An 18,873-nucleotide genomic window follows, 5' to 3' on the forward strand; every position below is an offset into this window, starting at 1 on the left:
TTCTCCATTAACTTTGATTATCTTGCTCTACTTTACGAAGGGTTATCCCCGCAAGCAAATAGATAGTCATCCATGCGGCAACGTGGCCCGAAGTATTATGCGGATCTTTACCAGGATATAATTCTACAAAATCCATTGCGCGGACATTAGCTTGTTTGCCGACTTCATGAAGCGCCATACCCAATTCGAAGCTAGATAATCCCATCATATCTGGTGGTCCAGCTGGGTTAAAGGCAATGTCTAAGACATCGGAACACACGGTTACATACACTGCGTCCGTGCCATCACTAGCAATATCAATTGCACGTTGAATACTTTCCTTCCAACCTTCTGTCTTCACTTCTAAACCGGTAATGACCGTAGCACCTGCATCACGCGCTGTCTTAAGGCCGGCAGGATTGTTACGCGGTCCATGTATTCCGTAATGAACCATATTCTTCGGATCCACATTCGCATCCCCATATAAATTATAGAACGGACTGCATCTCGCATATTTCTCGCCACCGTAATGCTCCATGTTGTCCATATGCGCATCGAAATGAATAACACCAATCTTACCATTATATTTTTTAGCAAATTCACTAATCAATGGATAAGAAATAGAGTGGTCGCCACCGAAGAGGACAGGCATTTTGTCATGGTCTAGAATACGCTTAATACCTTCACGCATGGAGTTGAAAGAAAACTCTTCATCGCCGTTACGCATGGCAAAGTCACCAATATCAGCCCCGACAAAATGATCAAACACATCAATATCAAATTCAGGCAAATAAGCCCCGTAACGGGTTGACGCTTCACGGATGCGCTTCGGACTTACTTCACAACCGGTAAAGCCGCCGTAAGTATTGACGCCTTCCCACGGCACACCACCGAAAACAAAGTCGGCTTTAGCAATATCGGCATCTTCCTTAATGACCGGCAAGCCAAGGAAGCTAGGCACCCCACTCATCACTTCAGGAATCTCACGCTCCGGTACATAGCAAATTGGTTTATTCTCCATCTTATGTCCTCCTATTCATACACTTTGTACATAAAACCATACTATATAACTTTAGTTAAAAAATCAAGAGTAAATTGAAACTTTATTAAGATACACTTACCTTTATCTAATCTCATCGCAAAACCCTCCCAAGAGACCCCATTCGTCAAATAAATATGCTATAGTAACACTACTGAAAGCAAAGGAGCAAAATGATGTGTTTACTAACCTTTAGTTACCAAAGCCACCCGGATTACCCGCTCATTTTCATCGGCAACCGCGATGAAAGCTACCGGCGGCCTTCCATTGGTGCCCATTTCTGGTTCGATGCCCCCGACGTGTTGGCCGGGCGCGACTTGGAAGCAGGTGGAACATGGCTGGGTCTCACTAAGCACGGCCGCTTTATCGCCATTACCAACCAGCCTTTTACCGACCATAAGCCCGTTGAAGTGAAGTCTCGTGGGACAATCTTACAGCGTTTCTTGACGGAAGATGTGCCAGTCGCTGACTTTACGGATTGGCTGCAAGCTGAGCGTGAGCATTTTGAAGGGTATCACTTATTGTATGGCAGCTTGGCTGACTTGTATTTCTACGAGAACGTCGCCGACACCGCCTTCCGCTACAGCCCCGGCATTCACTCGATCAGCAACACCCAAGACGACTTGTCCAACTTTCGCATGAGCCAATCGAGTCAATTACTCGAAGATTTATCGCAAAAAACTTTCACCGTCGATGATCTGTTGGCGCTCTTTCAAGACGAAACGCCGCACCCTAATCCAACGGATTACCCCGACGTATTGAGTGCTGAGGTGGTGCAGAATAATTCGGCAATTTTTATTCGTGGGAACGATGATTTTGGCACGGTGGGAACGACTGCTATTGTAGTAGACCGAGCGGGACATGTTATGTTTAAGGAAGTCCGCTATAACCCGGTGCAAGCGACTGAGTCAGTGACCCATGAATTTACTTTAGAAAGGAAATGATACTATGCCAGTGTATCCAGATTTATATGACTGCGTTTATGGCGACCCAGATAAGCGCCCTTTGGTGATGGTGCATGGAAACGGCGAAGACCACACAATCTTCAACGAAGCTGCGTCCTTACTCAGCGAAGCCTTTACCGTCTACACGCCGGACAGCCCAGGCCACGGCCAGTCTTACCCGGTTGAAGAATACCACTATGAAAGCATGGCCGAAGCCTATATCCGCTACATCGAACGGCGCGAACTGGAAAAGCCCGTCTTTTACGGCTTCTCTGACGGTGGCATTATCGGCTTATACATCGCCATCAAACGCCCGGATTTACTGGGACAATTGATTATCTCAGGCGCCAACACCCGGCCAACCGGCGTTTATCCGCGCACCTATTTTGCAACGCTTGTCGATTATCTACGTACCGGCAATCCTTTGGCAAAACTAATGCTGATTGAGCCGAACATTAACTACGAAGAATTGCATCGCATTACAGTGCCGACCGTAGTCTTAGCTGGCGAATACGACTTGATCCGTCCAGCCCATACCCGCAATATTGCCAAGCATATCCCGAATGCGCACCTTGACATTATTCGAGGTGAAGACCACGGCTCCTACATCATCCATTCAGAGCAAATCGCCTATCTCATCTACAACTACACCCATTAAGGAGACAGAAATGCAAACATACCTAAAATTCTGGCGCAACAGCTTCAACTGGACCGCCCCGCCAGCCCCAAGGAACTGATTGTTGCAATACTCGGCCACGTCATCGTCCTTGTCTTGCTGCACATCCTTGGCCTACTCATTCCCTTCCAATACGAGAACATCGTCCGCGGCATCATCATGTGGGCCCAGCTCATCATGGTCATCCCACTCATCTCCCTCGGTGTCCGCCTATTCCGAGACAATTAGCTGGTGCTTTCAGTAGTGGAGCAACTCGTTTAAAGTAAACTGCAACCCTGTTCAAAATGATTGCTATTCAGCGATTGCCAGCGGAACCGTGTGAAAGTCCGGTTCCGTTATTTCATGAGTAAATTGCTAAATTGTAAGCGGAAGTAGCCTGCCCTTATCTGGAAAGGTGTGGGGTCGGGTAGAAACAGCAGGTAACTTGTCTTTAATAATACTAGGATTGCGTTCTAGTATTAATAAGCCGTTTTATTAGTACTAGAATCGGTTTCTTGTATTAATAAAGCGGTTTACTAAGACTAGTTTGCGATTCTTTTATTAGCAAACAGACATGCTAAGACTATTTTCCGCTACTTTTATAATCGAAATCAGCCTATCATTACCTCGAAGTAGATGGCAAAACAACCGTCACTAAAGATTCTCAGAACACTACCTTACACTAGGCTGTAAAATATTAGGGTGTTTCTGCTTTTCCCCTTGCTATAAATAGGAATACCCTGCTCATTTGAGCGGGACCTGTAAAAATTAATCAAATTTCTTTACATAAAACGCCCGACCTAAGAAACTTAAGTTGTTATGATGTGTTTAGAGGTTGAGAGATACCTCAAATAAGAAAAGAAAGGTGAAAGTGGTCATGGAGCAATGGAAACGCAAAAAAAACACCCAAAATGTAAACACAACTTGGTCGCCAAAATCAACCTTGTGTTAAAAACTTTTGAGTGGCGCATAGAACGAGCTGGGCAATAGCCCCTTCATCTTATATGACCAAAATACCACAATGAAAAAATTTAAAGCATACAAACATAAATTCGATTGGAAGGCTTTTATTGGCTGGATTGTATTTTTCGTACTACTTTGGTTAATGTTTAGATAGGAGCACACGATGGAAGAAATCAAGAGAACCATACAAGAATTATTAGACACTAAGGGCGCTACTGAAATTGCAAGAGCCACGGGATTAAGCTAACAGTCGGTATATAAATATATGCGTAAAAACAATCCATCAAAAATAGAAAACATGACTATAGAAACAGCCGAAAAAACTCTATAACTACGCAACAAAAAATGCCCCTGACTCTGAATGAGCGGGCTATTCGGTTTGTTAATTACCTTAGTTTTCTAACTTAGATTATTTTCGTTTTCTTTTGCTAAGACTAGTTTGCGGTTTTTTTATTAGCAAGCCGCTCTCAGCCTCTGCACTATGCCCTCGCCAATCACCAAACACGGTCAAATCAAGTTTTATGACACGGCCTCTGCCGTAGCTTCCCCTTCTTTTCAAAAGAAAATGTGGTTGGTAAGACTTTACCTGGATCTATACTATCTTCCGGTCATGACTGCAAACCACCTACAAACCCACCCTCATTCAGACATCACGCCTTTCCTGAAAGCGGCCATATTTTGGCTGTTTATTTTTACAAAGTCCAAACTAAGTTATTTCATAAATCCTTGAATCGTCCACCCGCTGAATTCAGACCATGCTGAAAAATCCCAGACTCTTTGCTTGAGTCTGGGACGCTTCTTTTTGCTGCTGAACTATTCGTTAGATTCTGTTTCACTTTCTTCTACTTCTGCATCTTCTTCGACACTACTTTCTGCTTCAACCACATGTTCTTCAAGCAAGATATCGTCGGCTTGGACGTCTTCGCCGAAGTGTGGTGCAAGTTCTTCGTTATAAAGTTGTACGAAGAAGCCTTCTGCGCCGAGTTTAGCGATGGTTTCATTTAAGAAGTTGAGTAGGCTTTCGTTTCCTTTTTTGACGGCGGGGTTAATGGTGGAGACTTCTCCGAACTCAGTGATTCCTACAACATAATCAGGGTTTTCTTTCACCCATGGGAATAGGTAGGAGTTGTCGTCGGCTAAGGCGATACCACGTCCATCGAGTAAGGCTTGGAATTCTTGATTCTTGGTTTCATAGCGATCAAGGTTTACCTCAGGGTATTCGCTGGTGAATAGGGCTTCAGCGGTTGTCCCTTTAGCTAGGATTAAGGTTTCTCCTTCTAATTGCGCTACATCTGTTACAGGGTTGTCTTTGTGGGAAGCGATACCGATAGCTACTTTCATGTATGGATCTGCAAAGTCAACGACAGCAGCCCGCTCATCTGTGTAAGTAAAGTTAGCTAGGACAATATCTGCTCGCCCTGATTGCAAGGTTTCGACCCGTTCTTCGCCGTTGACTGCAATTAATTCAAGGGCACCTGGGTCGCCTAGCAATTCTTCGGCTAGACGTTCCGCTAAGACTACTGAAAAGCCGACGTAATTTCCTTGCTCATCAGTGTAACCATAAGGTGGTAAGTCTCCGAATATGGCTACTCTTAGAACGCCACGTTCTTGGATGGCTTCAACTGAATTATCATCCCCTTGTGCTTGAGCAGTCGCCCCTGGGACGAGTCCTGTGATTAAGGCAATTAGGACAAAGGCAATTGCAATAATTTTATGAATAAATTTCTTCATGTTCTCTCCTCTTTCTTTAAATCGAACCAAACTCTACTGCGTCAATAAACTCACGCGCTCTTTGTGTTTCAGGCTTATCAAAAAATTTATCAGTGGCAGCTTCTTCTACAATAACCCCGCGGTCCAGGAAAATGACGCGGTCACTTACTTGTCGGGCAAAGCCCATTTCATGGGTAACGATAAGCATCGTCGTCTTCTCCTCTGCTAGGTCAAGAATGACTCGCAGAACATCTTGTACCACTTCCGGGTCCAAGGCGGCTGTAATTTCATCCAACAATAAGACTTTTGGCTGCATGGCAAGGGTGCGAACGATGGCCACCCTCTGTTGTTGGCCACCTGAGAGTTGGCTAGGCATACGGTCTGCATAACCAGCTAGTCCCACCTTCTCAAGTAAGCGCTCCACCAGTCCACGTACCTCTTCCAATTTGCGCCCTTGCACTTTCACAGGGGCGACGGTGCAGTTCTCTAGCACTGTTTTGTTAGGGAATAGATCGTAACTTTGGAATACCATGCCAATTTCAGGCCGTAACTTTTGCCATACTTGCTCATTCGCTTCAACTTTGCGCCCTTGGAAATATATTTCGCCACTTTGAATATCTTCTAATCCATTCAAAATACGGAGCAAAGTAGATTTACCACTGCCGGATGGGCCAATAATGACCACCACTTCTCCTTCAGCAATTTGCAAACTCACATTATCTAAAATCTTTTGGTTGCCGTAACGCTTGCTTAAATTTCTGGCTTCTAAAACCATATCGCTCAAGTGGCACTACCTCCTTTTTGGTACGTATAGCGGCGTTCTAAGTATCTAGCAAAGGCACTCAGTGGGTAACATAAGATAAAGTATAAGACCATGATCAGTCCATAGATCCATAAGCTGGCTGTTGGAAATTCTAAAGTGTAATTCTCAATGATTTGTTGACCGATTCGAATCATCTCGTCCACCCCAATCATCAGAAGAATACTCGTCGTCTTAATGACCCGCGTCGCCAAATTAACGAGTGGCGGAATGACCCCAGCAATTGCTTGAGGAATCAGAATTTCCCGGTAAATCAAGGCGCGATTCATACCCAAGGCGCGGGCAGATTCAATCTGCCGACGAGGTACATTCTCAATACTTGTTCGCACCAAATCTCCCGTCTCCGCTGACACCCAAAGCACAAATACCACAATCGAAACTTGTTCATTGCTGAGAAGCACCTCGCTCACTTGCGGCAAGGTATAATAGAACACATAGAGGAGTACCAATAAAGGTAGAATCCTGACCAATTCCAAATGAATCCGTGCAAGAATATCAATCCGACGATGATTAAGGGTTCGAAGGACGCCAATAACACTTCCTAACGCCACACCAATCACTAAAGAGATAGCGGAAATCTCTAAGGCAATCAGTAAACCATCTAGAATACGTCGCAATACATTCACATCAGTTATTAACCTTAAGTCTTCCAAGCCCCCATCTCCTTTCAAGAATATTCAAGACAATAATTACCGGCAGAATCATCAAAATATAGAAAATCCCAAGCACGAATAGATACTCATACGTCCGATAATACAAACCAATCAAAGTCCGAGCAGTATTCGTTAAGTCCAAAACCGCAATCCCACTAAAAACTGATGTCTCTTTCAACAGAAAAATCACATTCGCTCCAACACTCGAAATACTCAGCGGAAGTCCTTGCGGGAAGATAATCTCTCGGGCAATTTGCCAGCGTGAGAAACCTAAAGCTCGCCCGGCTTCTACCTGCCCTTGTGGCACATTAGCAAAACTTGAGCGAAACGCTTCACTCATATAAGCCGTCCCGAGAAACGCGAGGCCAATAATAGCCACGACATTCTTATCAAGCGTCAGTCCAATCTTCGGCAAACCATAATATAGAAAGAACAACTGAATTAAAAGCGGCGTATTGCGCGCAAACTCCGTATAGCCCTTCAATATGGGTGTCAACACAGGCACTTTAAAGTACAAAGCTACTGCCGACAGAAAGCCTAGCCCAATTGCGATAAGAATTCCAAGCCCACCTAAAGTAAGCGTCGTATAAAATCCTTCCAGAAACATCGGAAGACTCGCCCGCATGACCTCTAAATCCATCTTCCCCCAACTCCTTTGCCCTAAATACCATTCATTACTTACTCAGACAACATAACAAAATCCACAAAAAAACTCCCATCCTAAAAAAGGACGAGAGTTCAACTTCGTGTTACCACCTTTATTCATCTATACATCACTGCATAGACCTCAGCCAGTACGGACTCAATCTAGAATGAATCGATACTGGGGCACTGCTAACGGGCGCAACCGTTCACTCCTTATGCATGCACTCGAAGTGACCGCTCAGTGGCCATTTTCGATGACTTGCCCATACTTACTTCCACCAACCGTAAGCTCTCTAAGAAAAGCGCCTCATCTACTTTCCACATCAAAGCGTTTTGTTTCATTTGTTGTTAGTATACTAACAGATTAAATGTGTCTCGTCAAATGATTTTCTCACTTTAAATTAGAAAACATTTTCATAAAGGTATGTGCAATATTTATTCGTCGTAGCAGCTACCCTTATCCAAAAAACTTAGGAGTGCGGTAGAAACGCTAAATATCTTGCTTTTATTAATACTAGGATTGGTTTCTTATATTAGTAAAGCGTCTTGATAAGACTAGTTTCCGATTCTTTTGTTAGCATACCACCCAGTCTTCTGCACCCACCCTACCCGCATCTAATGCAGGTTCCTGCCACGGCCCGACCGTGGCTTCCCCTTATTCTCAACAGAAAATGAGGTTGGCTAGACTTCTTTGCTATCTTCCAGTCGCGAGCGCAAACACCTACAAACCCACTCTCATTCAGTCATCACGCCTTTCCAGAAACCAGCCATATTTTGGCTGAAAAATGCTCCAGAGTTACGCACTTTTCTAAGTATCTCAAAAAAACCTATGAAACCTCGAGAGAGGTTTCATAGGGTATGTCCGTTATTTCTACACTAATCTATTTCAACAATATCTAAGCTTCATCTTCCTTTCGTTTGATGCTTGCGACTAGCGCTAGACTCGTAAGTATTAGCGTGGCTGCCACTCCAGTATAAATTGTGCGCTCATCGCTTTCTCCTGTATTTGGGAGTTCTTTCGCAGATTGTGACTGATAGTTGCTACTATTTACAATATGCTGTGCGCGACCAGCGTTCGCCGAAACTGGAGTTGGTATATTCACCGGTGTGCCACCTGTTGTACCCGTGCCGCCTCCAATTGGTTGGTTTGGCGTATGTTTGCCTGGTTGCACCGGATCTGTTGGGCTTGGTGGAATATTTGAGCCATCTCCATTATTCGGATTAGACGGCTGACCTAGATCCACTGGCTTATTCGGATCTGTCGGAGTATTCGGATCCGTCGGCTTGTTCGGCTCATTTGGATCGTTCGAGTCCGGCGTATCAGGGTTCTCCGGCTCACCTGGTGTATCCGGCTCGTTTGGAGCGGGAGGATTTGGTGTCTTGCAGCAATTCAGTTGTCCGACGATGTCTACGGAGAAGTCGTTGTAGACTACGATTACGTTGCCGTTGTCATCGAGCCGGATGTTAGCGATTGAGCGTCCGTCTTTGCCTGGCGCGCCTTCTGGGCCGCGGACGTTACCAGCGTCAATTTGCCGTCCGTTTTCGAGGGTAATGATCAGGTGACCATTTTGGTCGACGCGGGCGTCTTTGACACTGTTGGTGTTGTCGACTGCGCTAGGGTAATTGTGAATAGTTTGCTCGGTTTGGTCGGTGTAATGAACGACTAAGTCGCCCGATTCATTCACGGTAATTTTCTCGACAAATCGATTGCTAGAATCGCTTGGATCATTTGGTGCTTTGAGGGATTCGAGGAAGTCTTGGATACTGCCATTGTTGCCGGCTTCTAGCCAAATTTCATAGGCTGATTTACCGTCGGTGCCGTCTTTGACTTGAATCGTTCCTGCATTCTCAATGCTTCCGTCTGTGTAAACGATGATTAATTCGTTCTGGTTATTGACGATGGTTGAAGCGATGCTTCTGCCTGCTGGGCTAGGCTCAGCGGTTACTCGTCCAAGATCCACGGTTTCTCCATCTGTGTAAGTCAAGAGAAGGTGACCACGGTTGTCAATAACAGCACTGGCTAAGTCACGTTCACTGTCTTGGATGATGTTAATATTCACGGTAATATTTTGTGCGTTTGTGCTTGGGGTTGGGGTTGGAATCACAATATGACTGCCATCGCTCAAATTAAGAACGGTGTTACCGTCTGCATCCTTAGTCGTTGACACGATTTGCAAGCCGTCTTCATTAGGAACAGGACGAATATTGCCAGCATTAATCTGACGTCCATCGCTGAGAACAATGATTAAATTGCCTAGCTCGTCGATGCGAACATTGTCAATTGGATACTCTGTCCGGTCCGGATTCGGGATAATAATTGGGTCTTTGCCATCAATTGTAATAATGACGTCACCCTGCTCATTGGTGTTAATATTCGCATTCTCATTATGAATACCGGAATCGTTTCCATTTTGCGGAGATTCGCCGTCTTGGCCGTCAAAGATAAATTCGCGGTCTAAAAGCGCTCCTCTACGTCTGTCCGGATGCATTTCATAAATATTCACCCAAGTGCCTGTGCAACCGCCTAGTTCGCCGCGTTCCGTCTGAGCAGTAATCGAAAGGCCATCTTGGCCATTTCTTACTGTATAACGCGAAACTTCTGCCTGCGTCTGACCATCTCGTACAATCACTTCAAAGCTTCCGTCGCCATTGTCAATCACTTCAACATAGTTGCCATCTTGGCCATCATGGATAATTGTCTCCGTCTTACTTCCATCCGGATTCGTAACAATTAAGGTATGACTTCCATCACCAATAGCAATCACTTCAGCCGTCGGCGACTCACCGTCTTGACCATCTTCACCTTCCGCTACAAAAATGCGTTCAATCTCATAAACAAGATTTCCGTCAGCATCGCGGATTGGATCACCATTGCCGTCTTTTTGTGGATTGTGGATTTCTAGCCAAACGCCTTTACGGCTTGTTAAGTCTGTTGGGTCTTCAAAGCCTGCTTCGGCATGGACGATTGGCGTCAAACCGTCGCGACCATCTTTACCATTTCGGCCATCTTTACCGTCACGGATAGTTGTCGTGGTTTCGGTACCATCTGGGTTCGTTATGGTTACAGTGTGCGTACCGTTGCCATTGTCTACCACTGAGGCTGTCGCTGATTCACCGTCTTGGCCATCTGGGATAAACTTGCGAGTGATGTCGTAAACTAAGTTACCATCTACATCACGAATTGGGTTTCCTTCAGAATCTCGTTGAGGATTGCGGATAATTACCCATGAGCCTGTGCGGCTATTTGGATCATTTGGTTCTTCAGTGCCTGGGGTCACTTCGACTTGTGGAGTTAAGCCGTCACGACCGTCTTTTCCATCTCGGATAGTTGTCGTGGTTTCGGTACCATCTGGGTTCGTTATGGTTACAGTGTGCGTACCGTCCCCATTGTCTACCACTGAGGCTGTCGCTGATTTACCGTCTTGGCCATCTGGGATAAACTCGCGAGTGATGTCGTAAACTAAATTACCATCTACATCACGGATTGGATTACCATCTGCATATCGCTGAGGATTGCGGATAATTACCCAAGTTCCTGCACGACTTTCTGGGTCATTTGGATCTTCAGCACCTGGTGTGACTTCAACTTGTGGTGTTAAGCCATCACGGCCGTCTTGGCCTTTTTCGCCATCTTTACCATCACGAATAATGGTCATGGTTTCGGTACCATCTGGGTTGGTAATAGTTACAGTATGTGTACCATCGCCATTGTTTATCACAGAAGCCGTTGCGGACTTACCATCTTGGCCATCTGGAACAAACTCACGGGTAATGTCGTAAACTAAATTACCTTCCTTATCACGAATTGGATCTCCGTTCGTATCTCTTTGCGGTGTACGGATTATTACCCATGTACCTGCGCGACTTTCTGGATTATTTGGATCCTCTGTACCTGAGGTGACTTCAACTTGTGGTGTTAAGCCGTCACGACCGTCTTTTCCATCTCGGATAGTTGTCGTGGTTTCGGTACCATCTGGGTTCGTTATGGTTACGATGTGCGTGCCGTCCCCATTGTCTAACACTGAGGCTGTCGCTGATTTACCGTCTTGGCCATCTGGGATAAACTCGCGAGTGATGTCGTAAACTAAGTTACCATCTACATCACGGATTGGGTTGCCATCTGCATCTCGCTGAGGATTGCGGATAATTACCCAAGTGCCTACTCGGCTATTCGAATCATTGGGATCCTCTGTGCCTGGAGTGACTTCAACTTGTGGAGTCAAGCCGTCGCGACCGTCTTGGCCTTTCTCACCATCTTTACCGTCACGGATGGTTGTCTTGGTTTTGGTACCATCTGGGTTAGTAATGGTTACAGTGTGCGTGCCATCGCCATTGTCTTCCACAGAAGCTGTTGCGGACTCACCGTCTTGACCATCTGGGATAAACTCACGAGTGTTATCGTAAACTAAGTTACCATCTACATCACGGATTGGGTTGCCATCTGCATCTCGCTGAGGATTGCGGATAATTACCCAAGTGCCTACTCGGCTTTCTGGATCATTTGGATCTTCAGTACCTGGTGTTGCTTCGACTTGTGGCGTTAAGCCGTCATGACCATCTTTACCATCTCGGATAGTTGTCGTGGTTTCGGTACCATCTGGGTTCGTAATAGTTACAATGTGCGTGCCGTCCCCATTGTCTACCACTGAGGCTGTCGCTGATTTACCGTCTTGACCATCTGGGATAAACTCACGAGTGTTATCGTAAACTAAGTTACCATCTACATCACGGATTGGGTTGCCATCTGCATCTCGCTGAGGATTGCGGATAATTACCCAAGTGCCTACTCGGCTTTCTGGATCATTTGGATCTTCAGTACCTGGTGTTGCTTCGACTTGTGGCGTTAAGCCGTCATGACCATCTTTACCATCTCTGATGATTGTTGTGGTTTGACTACCATCTGGATTGGTTACACCCACAGTATGCGTGCCGTCGCCATTGTCCTTCACTGAAGCTGTTGGTGATTTGCCGTCTTGGCCATCTGGGATAAATTCGCGTTGTTCGTCATAGAATTGCTGGCCGGCCTCGTCTTTCACTAGATTGCCCTGGGCATCTCGCCGTGGTGTTCGAACCAGTACCCATGTACCTAGGCGGCTATTTGGATCGGCTTCAATTTCGCGGCCTTCGCTAACTTGAACAATAGGTTCCACGCCGTCTTGACCATTTTGGCCATCTTCACCGTCGATAGCATCTGGGATGAAGCGACGTTCGGTGGTGTATTCCAATTCGTCTGCCTTATTGTAAATCAGATGACCTTTGGCATCTCGGGCGGGATTTTGGACAAGGATCCATGTACCTGGGCGTGTAACCCCTGCGTAGCCACCTGGATTGTCGTGGTAAGCTTCAGCATCGGCCGGGTTTAGCGGACCTTCGCTCCGAGAGGTTTCGATGATTGGGACAACTTCGCCCATTTCAGCCGGCGGAATAACCATCTCTTCGCGATTATTGAACACTAAGGTAATCGAATTATCTGCGTTGCGAATAGTTTCTGTAATATAACGTGGTGTATATTCGAAAATTTGCGCCTGAGCTTCTTGGATAATTTCGCGCGAAACTTCTTCGTAGTATTGTCCGCGAATATTGGTGAAATTATCTGGCGTGAAATTCGGTATAGTCTCTGGATTGATGTGGCGGTAGAGAACGCGTTCTCGGCCGTCTTGCCCTTTTTGGATTTCACGGATACCAACGGGTTTGGTTGAATCTTCCGCTAGGATAAATTGTGTTTCGTAGCTGATGTCTTCGACGGTCATTTCATAGAGCGGATCTTCTTCGACCGCTGGTTGGTTAATGTAGATGTAATCGGCTCTGACGGTTTCATTGGCAGGAATCTCACCCGTCTGCTGGGAGCCAAAGACAGGGTCGATGTGGGCATTTCCTGATACGCTCATGAATTTATAGCCGGTCATCGGGCTTTCGATCGTTCCATCAGGTCTAGCACTAGTTGTATAAGTCGTACCTCTAGGCTCGTCAATTTTCTGACGATCTAGGGCTTGAATCCGGCCTGTATCGTTGATGATATTATTCTTTGCGTCGTATTCAATATAGCGATGCGTCTCGATAAAGCTACCGACTTCCATCACCGGATGTTTCTCATAAACATAATCCGCCCGCAAAATAGTATTCGCTTGAATCGTGCCATTCTGGGTGCTTCCGTTTGTCGTATCAATCGCTGGCGCCGTTCCCGTCACACGGACAAATTCAAAGCCTTCCCGAGCTTGTTGGCCGGTAGTATAACTAGTTCCAGCCGGTTGATTGGTCACTTCTCGGTCCCGGGCTGGCAATTTGCCACTATCAAAAATAACATTCCCGTCCCCATCATATTCAATATACTGATGGGTTTCGACAAAGCTACCATTTGTAGTTACTTCTCCCGAGCCTTGACCACCGCCACCTTGTGTTGCGGTAGCCTTCGTAATTGAGGCACTATCTTCGGGAACCCCATTATAGGCTTGAGCGTTAACGATTTGAGCGTTACCAGCGTCTGGGTTCATAGCCACGTCAGCCACTACGACATAAGTCGCCCGTCGATTGGATAATTGCGGGGTAAAGGAAATCGATCCTTGGGAGGCATCCCGACTGATGTTAATTGAGTTCGTCACATCTAAGGCATTAACAGTATTCGGATCAAAGGCCATACTATCCGGCAGAACAGAACCATCGCTCAACCGATAAATGCGGTAAGATAAGGAGTTGTAATCCACCGTATTCGTATAACCACCTATACTCGGCGTGAAATTCAAGTAATACCGATGATTTTCCGGAAGGTGGTTGTCTACGTTAAAATACGCAACTGCTTGCCCTTTTTCGCCGTCTACTACTTCTTTCCAGATCGCTGCGACACTTATATTGCCATTTCTGGATGTGCGCTTGAAGCCACTATAGTCGATGTAAACATTTTTGGAACCGAGAGTTTTGTCACCTAAGGTATAGTAAATATTATAATTGCCACTATTAGGCGCCTCGTTTAAATCGGCATTGTGGAAGAAATTCTGCGAGAAGGAGACATTGTTGTGGCGATCGACATAATCCGTAAAGGTATAGCGAATCTTATTATTCGACCGATCGTCTTCAATAATCGCAATCTCTTCCAAAGAATTAGGGTCGAGCACGGTTTGCACATACTCGCCATACAGCGCCGCATCATGAATCCGCTCACTGGAATCAATATTCGTGCGGTCATTCGGGTTAACTTGACTAATCGAAATAGCCGGAGAATAATGCAGTTCGATATAATCCCCCGCATTTACAGACTCAGGTACATTAACCACCATCGAAAAATTAATGAACCCACCGTCACCTCTTAAGGTATCCCCCACTACTAAGTTACCCTGGGCATCGACAATATTACTCACATCTTGTCCATTTGTTAAAGGCAAAGCCCTGAAAGGAGACGCATTCAACGGCACCCCCGACATCTCGCCAATAGTAAAGCCTCTTTGCGTTGCCCCATGAGCATTCACCGCTTCAATCTGCACCCGACCCGGCGTCAACGGACGTTCAATATTGAAGCGCCCATCACGCTCAATTACTTCTAAGTCCGCCTCATTAAGACTAGCCTTCACCAACCCATCCGACATCACTTCAAAAAAGGACTGATTATTCTCCTTAACAATCCGCGTCTCTAGCACAGGTTCTGCCGCAGCTTTACGCGATTCCTGAACTTCATCAAGAACCGGTGCAGGAGCCACCGTTTCATCAGCTGGTGCCTGCTCCGCAAGATCCGCCGACGCTTCTGATGCTGTTACCGGTGCATCCGAAGTCACAGAACTCTCTTCCGACTCAATTGCCACTGCTTGACTACTGCTTTTCACGGGATCGACATTATCGATCGTTGATACGTCTTGACCCACCTCACATTCCGGCTCTTCCTTGGAAGTGTCTTCCACCACCGAACCTTCTTCGGCAGGGCCTATAGCAGCTGGACTCTCGACTGCTGGACTCTCATCTGCGCTGTCTACAGTAGCTTCCGCTACCGAACCTTCCACCATGGAAGCCTCCGCCTCAGCTGCTTCATCAAAATGAATAGGCTCCTCTGACGATTCAAAGTAGCCTGACAATGTCGTTTCTTCGATTGTTACTTCCGGCAAGCTATCTTCCGACAGCTCAACCGTCGACGTAATATCAGCATCACCCATACTTTGATATAACAATTCAGCTTCTGCAGCCGAAATAATCGTTGACCCACTAAAAGTCATCCATGCAGCTACTGCCACGGATGCCACCCCAACATTTAACTTTTTAATTGAATACGTTTGTTGCTTTTCGCCTTCCTTGCGCAAAAGAAGATCCGTATTATTCTTCCCAACCATAATTTCAATCCTTTCTAAATGGACGTTTTAATTGACACAATCAGTATAGCACTTACGCAAACGCTTAACAATATAAGTCGTCTTTAAATTATATTACAATTTAAAAAATGAAATGTTCTTATGTTTAGAGCGCTTAAAATAGGGCTTTCATTAAGAATTTGTATCATCATTTAAGTATCAGGTATATTTATCCAAGTATAGTTATAATTATAAATGGATTATAAGATGTGCATCAAAATCACTACACGTTCATAATTTGCTCTTAAGTTGCCGTTTATTGATATTTATAGTTTTGTTTGGATGGAATGCTGACTATAATAGGGAAGGATTCTCGAGCACTATTCCCTGTTTAGGGGAATTCCCGTTTCGTTACTGCTTTACTCGTCAAAAAACTTGCTGTTTTTCACAAACAGCAAGCACTCCGTTTTATTAATACTAGGATTGGTTTCTAGTACGAATAAGCCGAATTGATAAGACTAGTTTCCAATACTTTTATTAGCGATCCAACTTGCTAAAACTAGTTTCCGATTCTTTTGTTAGCAAATCACCAAGTCTTCTGCACCCACTTTACCCGCATCACAGCAACTCCGCATCATATCCAGGTTTCTGCCGCGGCCCGACCGTGGCTTCTCTTATTTTAAATATTCACTGCGCCCAAATCCACCAAAAGCCAAAACAAGCCTTTGCCCGCAATATTTGCAGGCAAAGGCTTTCACTCATATTTACACATCCAACTCCAACACGTCCATCATGTCATACAACCCCGGCTCCTGCCCTTCGGCGAGGAAGGCTGCGCCTTGGATGGCGCCGCGCACAAAGAGGGTCTTGGACCCGGCGCGGTGAGTTAGCTCCAAGGTTTCTTGGTTGCTGGCAAAGATGACAGTGTGTTCGCCGACGATGTCGCCGCCACGGATGGCGTGGACGCCGATTTCGTGGTGTTGGCGAGGTTCGCCGACACCTTCACGGCCGTAGATTGGCGTGGTTTCTTCGTCAATCGCGGCTTCTACGGCGTGAAGCAGCATTTTGGCGGTGCCGCTTGGGGCGTCACGTTTGTAGCGGTGGTGTTTCTCGATGATGGCCACTCTGCCATCAGTTCGTTAGTATAGTCTGCTACTTTTTTGATAATTTGCGCTTCATTCGTTATAACCATCACCCCGTTTTCTTAGTCAACATTTTTTCGGCAAAATAGCTTTATACTATATTTGACACGTATAACAATACGTTCTATAATAAGTGCAAAGAAAGGAGATAATTAGATGGATTCAAGAGAAATTATCAAAGCTCTTAAATCAGATGGTTGGTATCAAGTTGGTATTGTAGGTAGTCATCATCACTTCAAACACCCATCTAAAAAAGGCAAAGTGACTGTACCTCATCCTAGGAAAGATGTTCCTAAGAAAACCCTTGCAAGTATATGGAAACAGGCAGGCTTGAAATAGCCCGTACATTCCATCTAATTTCTCCCAAAAGATAGAGAAAGGAATATTATTATGTACTTATATTACGCTGTCTTTAGCCCTAATGATTCCGGATATGATATTGAGTTCCCAGATTTAGACGGTGCTTTTACTTTCGGTGACAATATGTCTGACGCTCTTTATATGGCAAAAGACCTTCTCGAAGGTTGGCTAATCATCGCTGAAAAAGAAAAAGACCCCATCCCTGAAGCATCAGAACCATCGGCAATCAATCACGAACCCAATGATCTAATCATTCCTATTGAGGTTGACCTAGAATTAGCAAAGAAAAAACACGCTAACACATTAATCAAAAAAACATTAACCATTCCAGCCTATCTCAATGACTTAGGTAACCAAGCAAACATTAATTTCAGCGCTACCCTAACTGAAGCACTCAGAGAAAAGCTTGGTGAGCGAGTAAGAGACTAGCCTTTAATTGGCTAGTCGACCTCCCCAGCGAGTAGCTAATAGGAACATCCGTTAGCAAATCTCGCATATAATCAAGAATGAACCAAAATACACAAAGTAAGGTGCACCGTTCTGTGATTACGTAAATTTCGGTGCCGTCACTATTCTATTCATCAAAAAAACTTACTGTTTCCCGCCAACAGCAAGCACTCCGCTTTATTTAATACTAGGATTGGTTTCTAGTACTAATAAGCCGAATTGATAAGACTAGTTTCCAATACTTTTATTAGCGATCCAACTTGATAAGACTAGTTTCCGATTCTTTTGTTAGCATACCACCCAGTCTTCTGCACCCTCGGCCTCGCAGTCACTCCCCATCTAATCCAGGTTTCTTTCACGGCCCGGGTGTGGCTTCTCTTCTTTTAAATACTCACTGCGCCCAAATCCACCAAAAGCCAAAACAAGCCTTTGCCCGCAATATTTGCAGGCAAAGGCTTTCACTCATATTTACACATCCAACTCCAACACGTCCATCATGTCATACAACCCCGGCTCCTGCCCTTCGGCGAGGAAGGCTGCGCCTTGGATGGCGCCGCGCACAAAGAGGGTCTTGGACCCGGCGCGGTGAGTTAGCTCCAAGGTTTCTTGGTTGCTGGCAAAGATGACAGTGTGTTCGCCGACGATGTCGCCGCCACGGATGGCGTGGACGCCGATTTCGTGGTGTTGGCGAGGTTCGCCGACACCTTCACGGCCGTAGATTGGCGTGGTTTCTTCGTCAATCGCGGCTTCTGCGGCGTGAAGCAGCATTTTGGCGGTGCCGCTTGGGGCGTCACGTTTGTAGCGGTGGTGTTTCTCGATGATTTCGATGTCGTAACCTAGTGGGTACAGGGTCTTGGTCAGGCTGGCGACGGCGGCTTGCATGACGTTGACGCCGATACTGGTGTTGTGCGTGTCGACGATCGCAATCTGCTTGCCGGCGGCTTCGATGGCAGCTTCTTGGGCCTCGTTTTGGCCAGTGGTTGCAAGCATGACTGGCGTGCCAGTCGCGGTAGCGTAGTCCATCAGGCTTTCGGTCAAGGCTGATGTTGAGAAATCGATAATGACGTCGGCAGCAATCTCCGCTGCTTTCATTGCCGCAAAGTCGGTGAAGATGGGGAAGGCGTAGGCGTCGCTTGCTCCGTCTTGTAAGCCAGCTACGATCTCGTGCTCACTGTCGGCGACGAAGCGCACGACTTCTTGTCCCATGGCGCCACTGACGCCGATTAGAATAATTCGCATGGTGCACGCT

12 protein-coding genes, 2 pseudogenes and 1 other annotated feature are annotated in these 18,873 nt (G+C 45.9%); of the genes and pseudogenes, 4 read left to right on the forward strand and 10 right to left on the reverse strand.

Translation table 11 applies throughout. The features are described from left to right. Nucleotides 1-7: 7 nt before the first annotated feature. On the reverse strand, nucleotides 8-1,000 hold the full coding sequence (locus CL176_RS06365; protein ID WP_118990547.1) for an agmatinase family protein: 993 nt from the start codon (nucleotides 998-1,000) through the stop codon (nucleotides 8-10). Between the two features lie 194 nt (nucleotides 1,001-1,194). Here CL176_RS06365 and CL176_RS06370 point away from each other — a divergent pair, with 194 nt between their 5' ends. Both CL176_RS06370 and CL176_RS06375 read left to right on the forward strand, forming a co-directional pair. Then, the gene (locus CL176_RS06370) at nucleotides 1,195-1,962 is read left to right on the forward strand and encodes an NRDE family protein (RefSeq protein ID WP_162890863.1); all 768 of its coding nucleotides are present in this window, start codon (nucleotides 1,195-1,197) and stop codon (nucleotides 1,960-1,962) included. 4 nt (nucleotides 1,963-1,966) lie between these two features. Continuing rightward, on the forward strand, nucleotides 1,967-2,620 hold the full coding sequence (locus CL176_RS06375; RefSeq protein ID WP_118990549.1) for an alpha/beta fold hydrolase: 654 nt from the start codon (nucleotides 1,967-1,969) through the stop codon (nucleotides 2,618-2,620). A 1,773-nt stretch (nucleotides 2,621-4,393) separates the two neighbouring features. Here the strand turns inward: CL176_RS06375 and CL176_RS06380 are convergent. From CL176_RS06380 to CL176_RS06405, 8 genes and pseudogenes are all read right to left on the reverse strand, one after another. After that, nucleotides 4,394-5,311 (reverse strand): transporter substrate-binding domain-containing protein, encoded by a 918-nt coding sequence (locus CL176_RS06380; RefSeq protein WP_118990550.1) that lies wholly within the window; start codon nucleotides 5,309-5,311, stop codon nucleotides 4,394-4,396. Between the two features lie 16 nt (nucleotides 5,312-5,327). After that, a complete protein-coding gene (locus tag CL176_RS06385) occupies nucleotides 5,328-6,074 on the reverse strand; it encodes an amino acid ABC transporter ATP-binding protein (protein WP_118990551.1) in 747 nt (248 codons plus the stop codon). Further along, nucleotides 6,071-6,763, reverse strand: coding sequence for an amino acid ABC transporter permease (locus CL176_RS06390; RefSeq protein WP_118990552.1), 693 nt, complete (start codon nucleotides 6,761-6,763; stop codon nucleotides 6,071-6,073). Before CL176_RS06390 ends, CL176_RS06385 begins: the two co-directional genes overlap by 4 nt. Further along, nucleotides 6,738-7,403, reverse strand: coding sequence for an amino acid ABC transporter permease (locus tag CL176_RS06395; protein WP_118990553.1), 666 nt, complete (start codon nucleotides 7,401-7,403; stop codon nucleotides 6,738-6,740). The genes CL176_RS06390 and CL176_RS06395 overlap by 26 nt, the downstream gene beginning before the upstream one ends. An 83-nt stretch (nucleotides 7,404-7,486) precedes the next feature. Further along, nucleotides 7,487-7,744, reverse strand: a binding site (T-box leader). A 560-nt stretch (nucleotides 7,745-8,304) separates the two neighbouring features. Next, a complete protein-coding gene (locus CL176_RS13135; protein ID WP_476718294.1) occupies nucleotides 8,305-10,383 on the reverse strand; it encodes a collagen-flanked surface repeat-containing protein in 2,079 nt (692 codons plus the stop codon). Between the two features lie 32 nt (nucleotides 10,384-10,415). Then, nucleotides 10,416-12,390 (reverse strand): annotated as a pseudogene (locus CL176_RS13140) (collagen-flanked surface repeat-containing protein); the annotation flags it as partial. A gap of 1,971 nt (nucleotides 12,391-14,361) precedes the next feature. Further along, nucleotides 14,362-15,717 (reverse strand): annotated as a pseudogene (locus CL176_RS13145) (Ig-like domain-containing protein); the annotation flags it as partial. A gap of 722 nt (nucleotides 15,718-16,439) precedes the next feature. Further along, the gene (locus CL176_RS06405) at nucleotides 16,440-16,799 is read right to left on the reverse strand and encodes a 4-hydroxy-tetrahydrodipicolinate reductase (protein ID WP_118990555.1); all 360 of its coding nucleotides are present in this window, start codon (nucleotides 16,797-16,799) and stop codon (nucleotides 16,440-16,442) included. Between the two features lie 174 nt (nucleotides 16,800-16,973). On the opposite strand from CL176_RS06405, the gene CL176_RS06410 reads away from it, so the two are divergent. Together CL176_RS06410 and CL176_RS06415 are read left to right on the forward strand one after the other, a co-directional pair. Next, entirely contained in the window at nucleotides 16,974-17,156 is a 183-nt protein-coding gene (locus tag CL176_RS06410) for a type II toxin-antitoxin system HicA family toxin (protein WP_118990556.1), read from the forward strand. A 51-nt stretch (nucleotides 17,157-17,207) separates the two neighbouring features. Further along, a complete protein-coding gene (locus tag CL176_RS06415; protein ID WP_118990557.1) occupies nucleotides 17,208-17,606 on the forward strand; it encodes a type II toxin-antitoxin system HicB family antitoxin in 399 nt (132 codons plus the stop codon). Between the two features lie 486 nt (nucleotides 17,607-18,092). On the opposite strand, the gene dapB is transcribed toward CL176_RS06415, so the two are convergent. Continuing rightward, entirely contained in the window at nucleotides 18,093-18,863 is a 771-nt protein-coding gene (gene dapB / locus CL176_RS06420) for a 4-hydroxy-tetrahydrodipicolinate reductase (protein ID WP_118990558.1), read from the reverse strand. Nucleotides 18,864-18,873: the final 10 nt, after the last annotated feature.

Origin of the sequence: Suicoccus acidiformans (assembly GCF_003546865.1) — a bacterium.
GTDB lineage: Bacteria > Bacillota > Bacilli > Lactobacillales > Aerococcaceae > Suicoccus > Suicoccus acidiformans.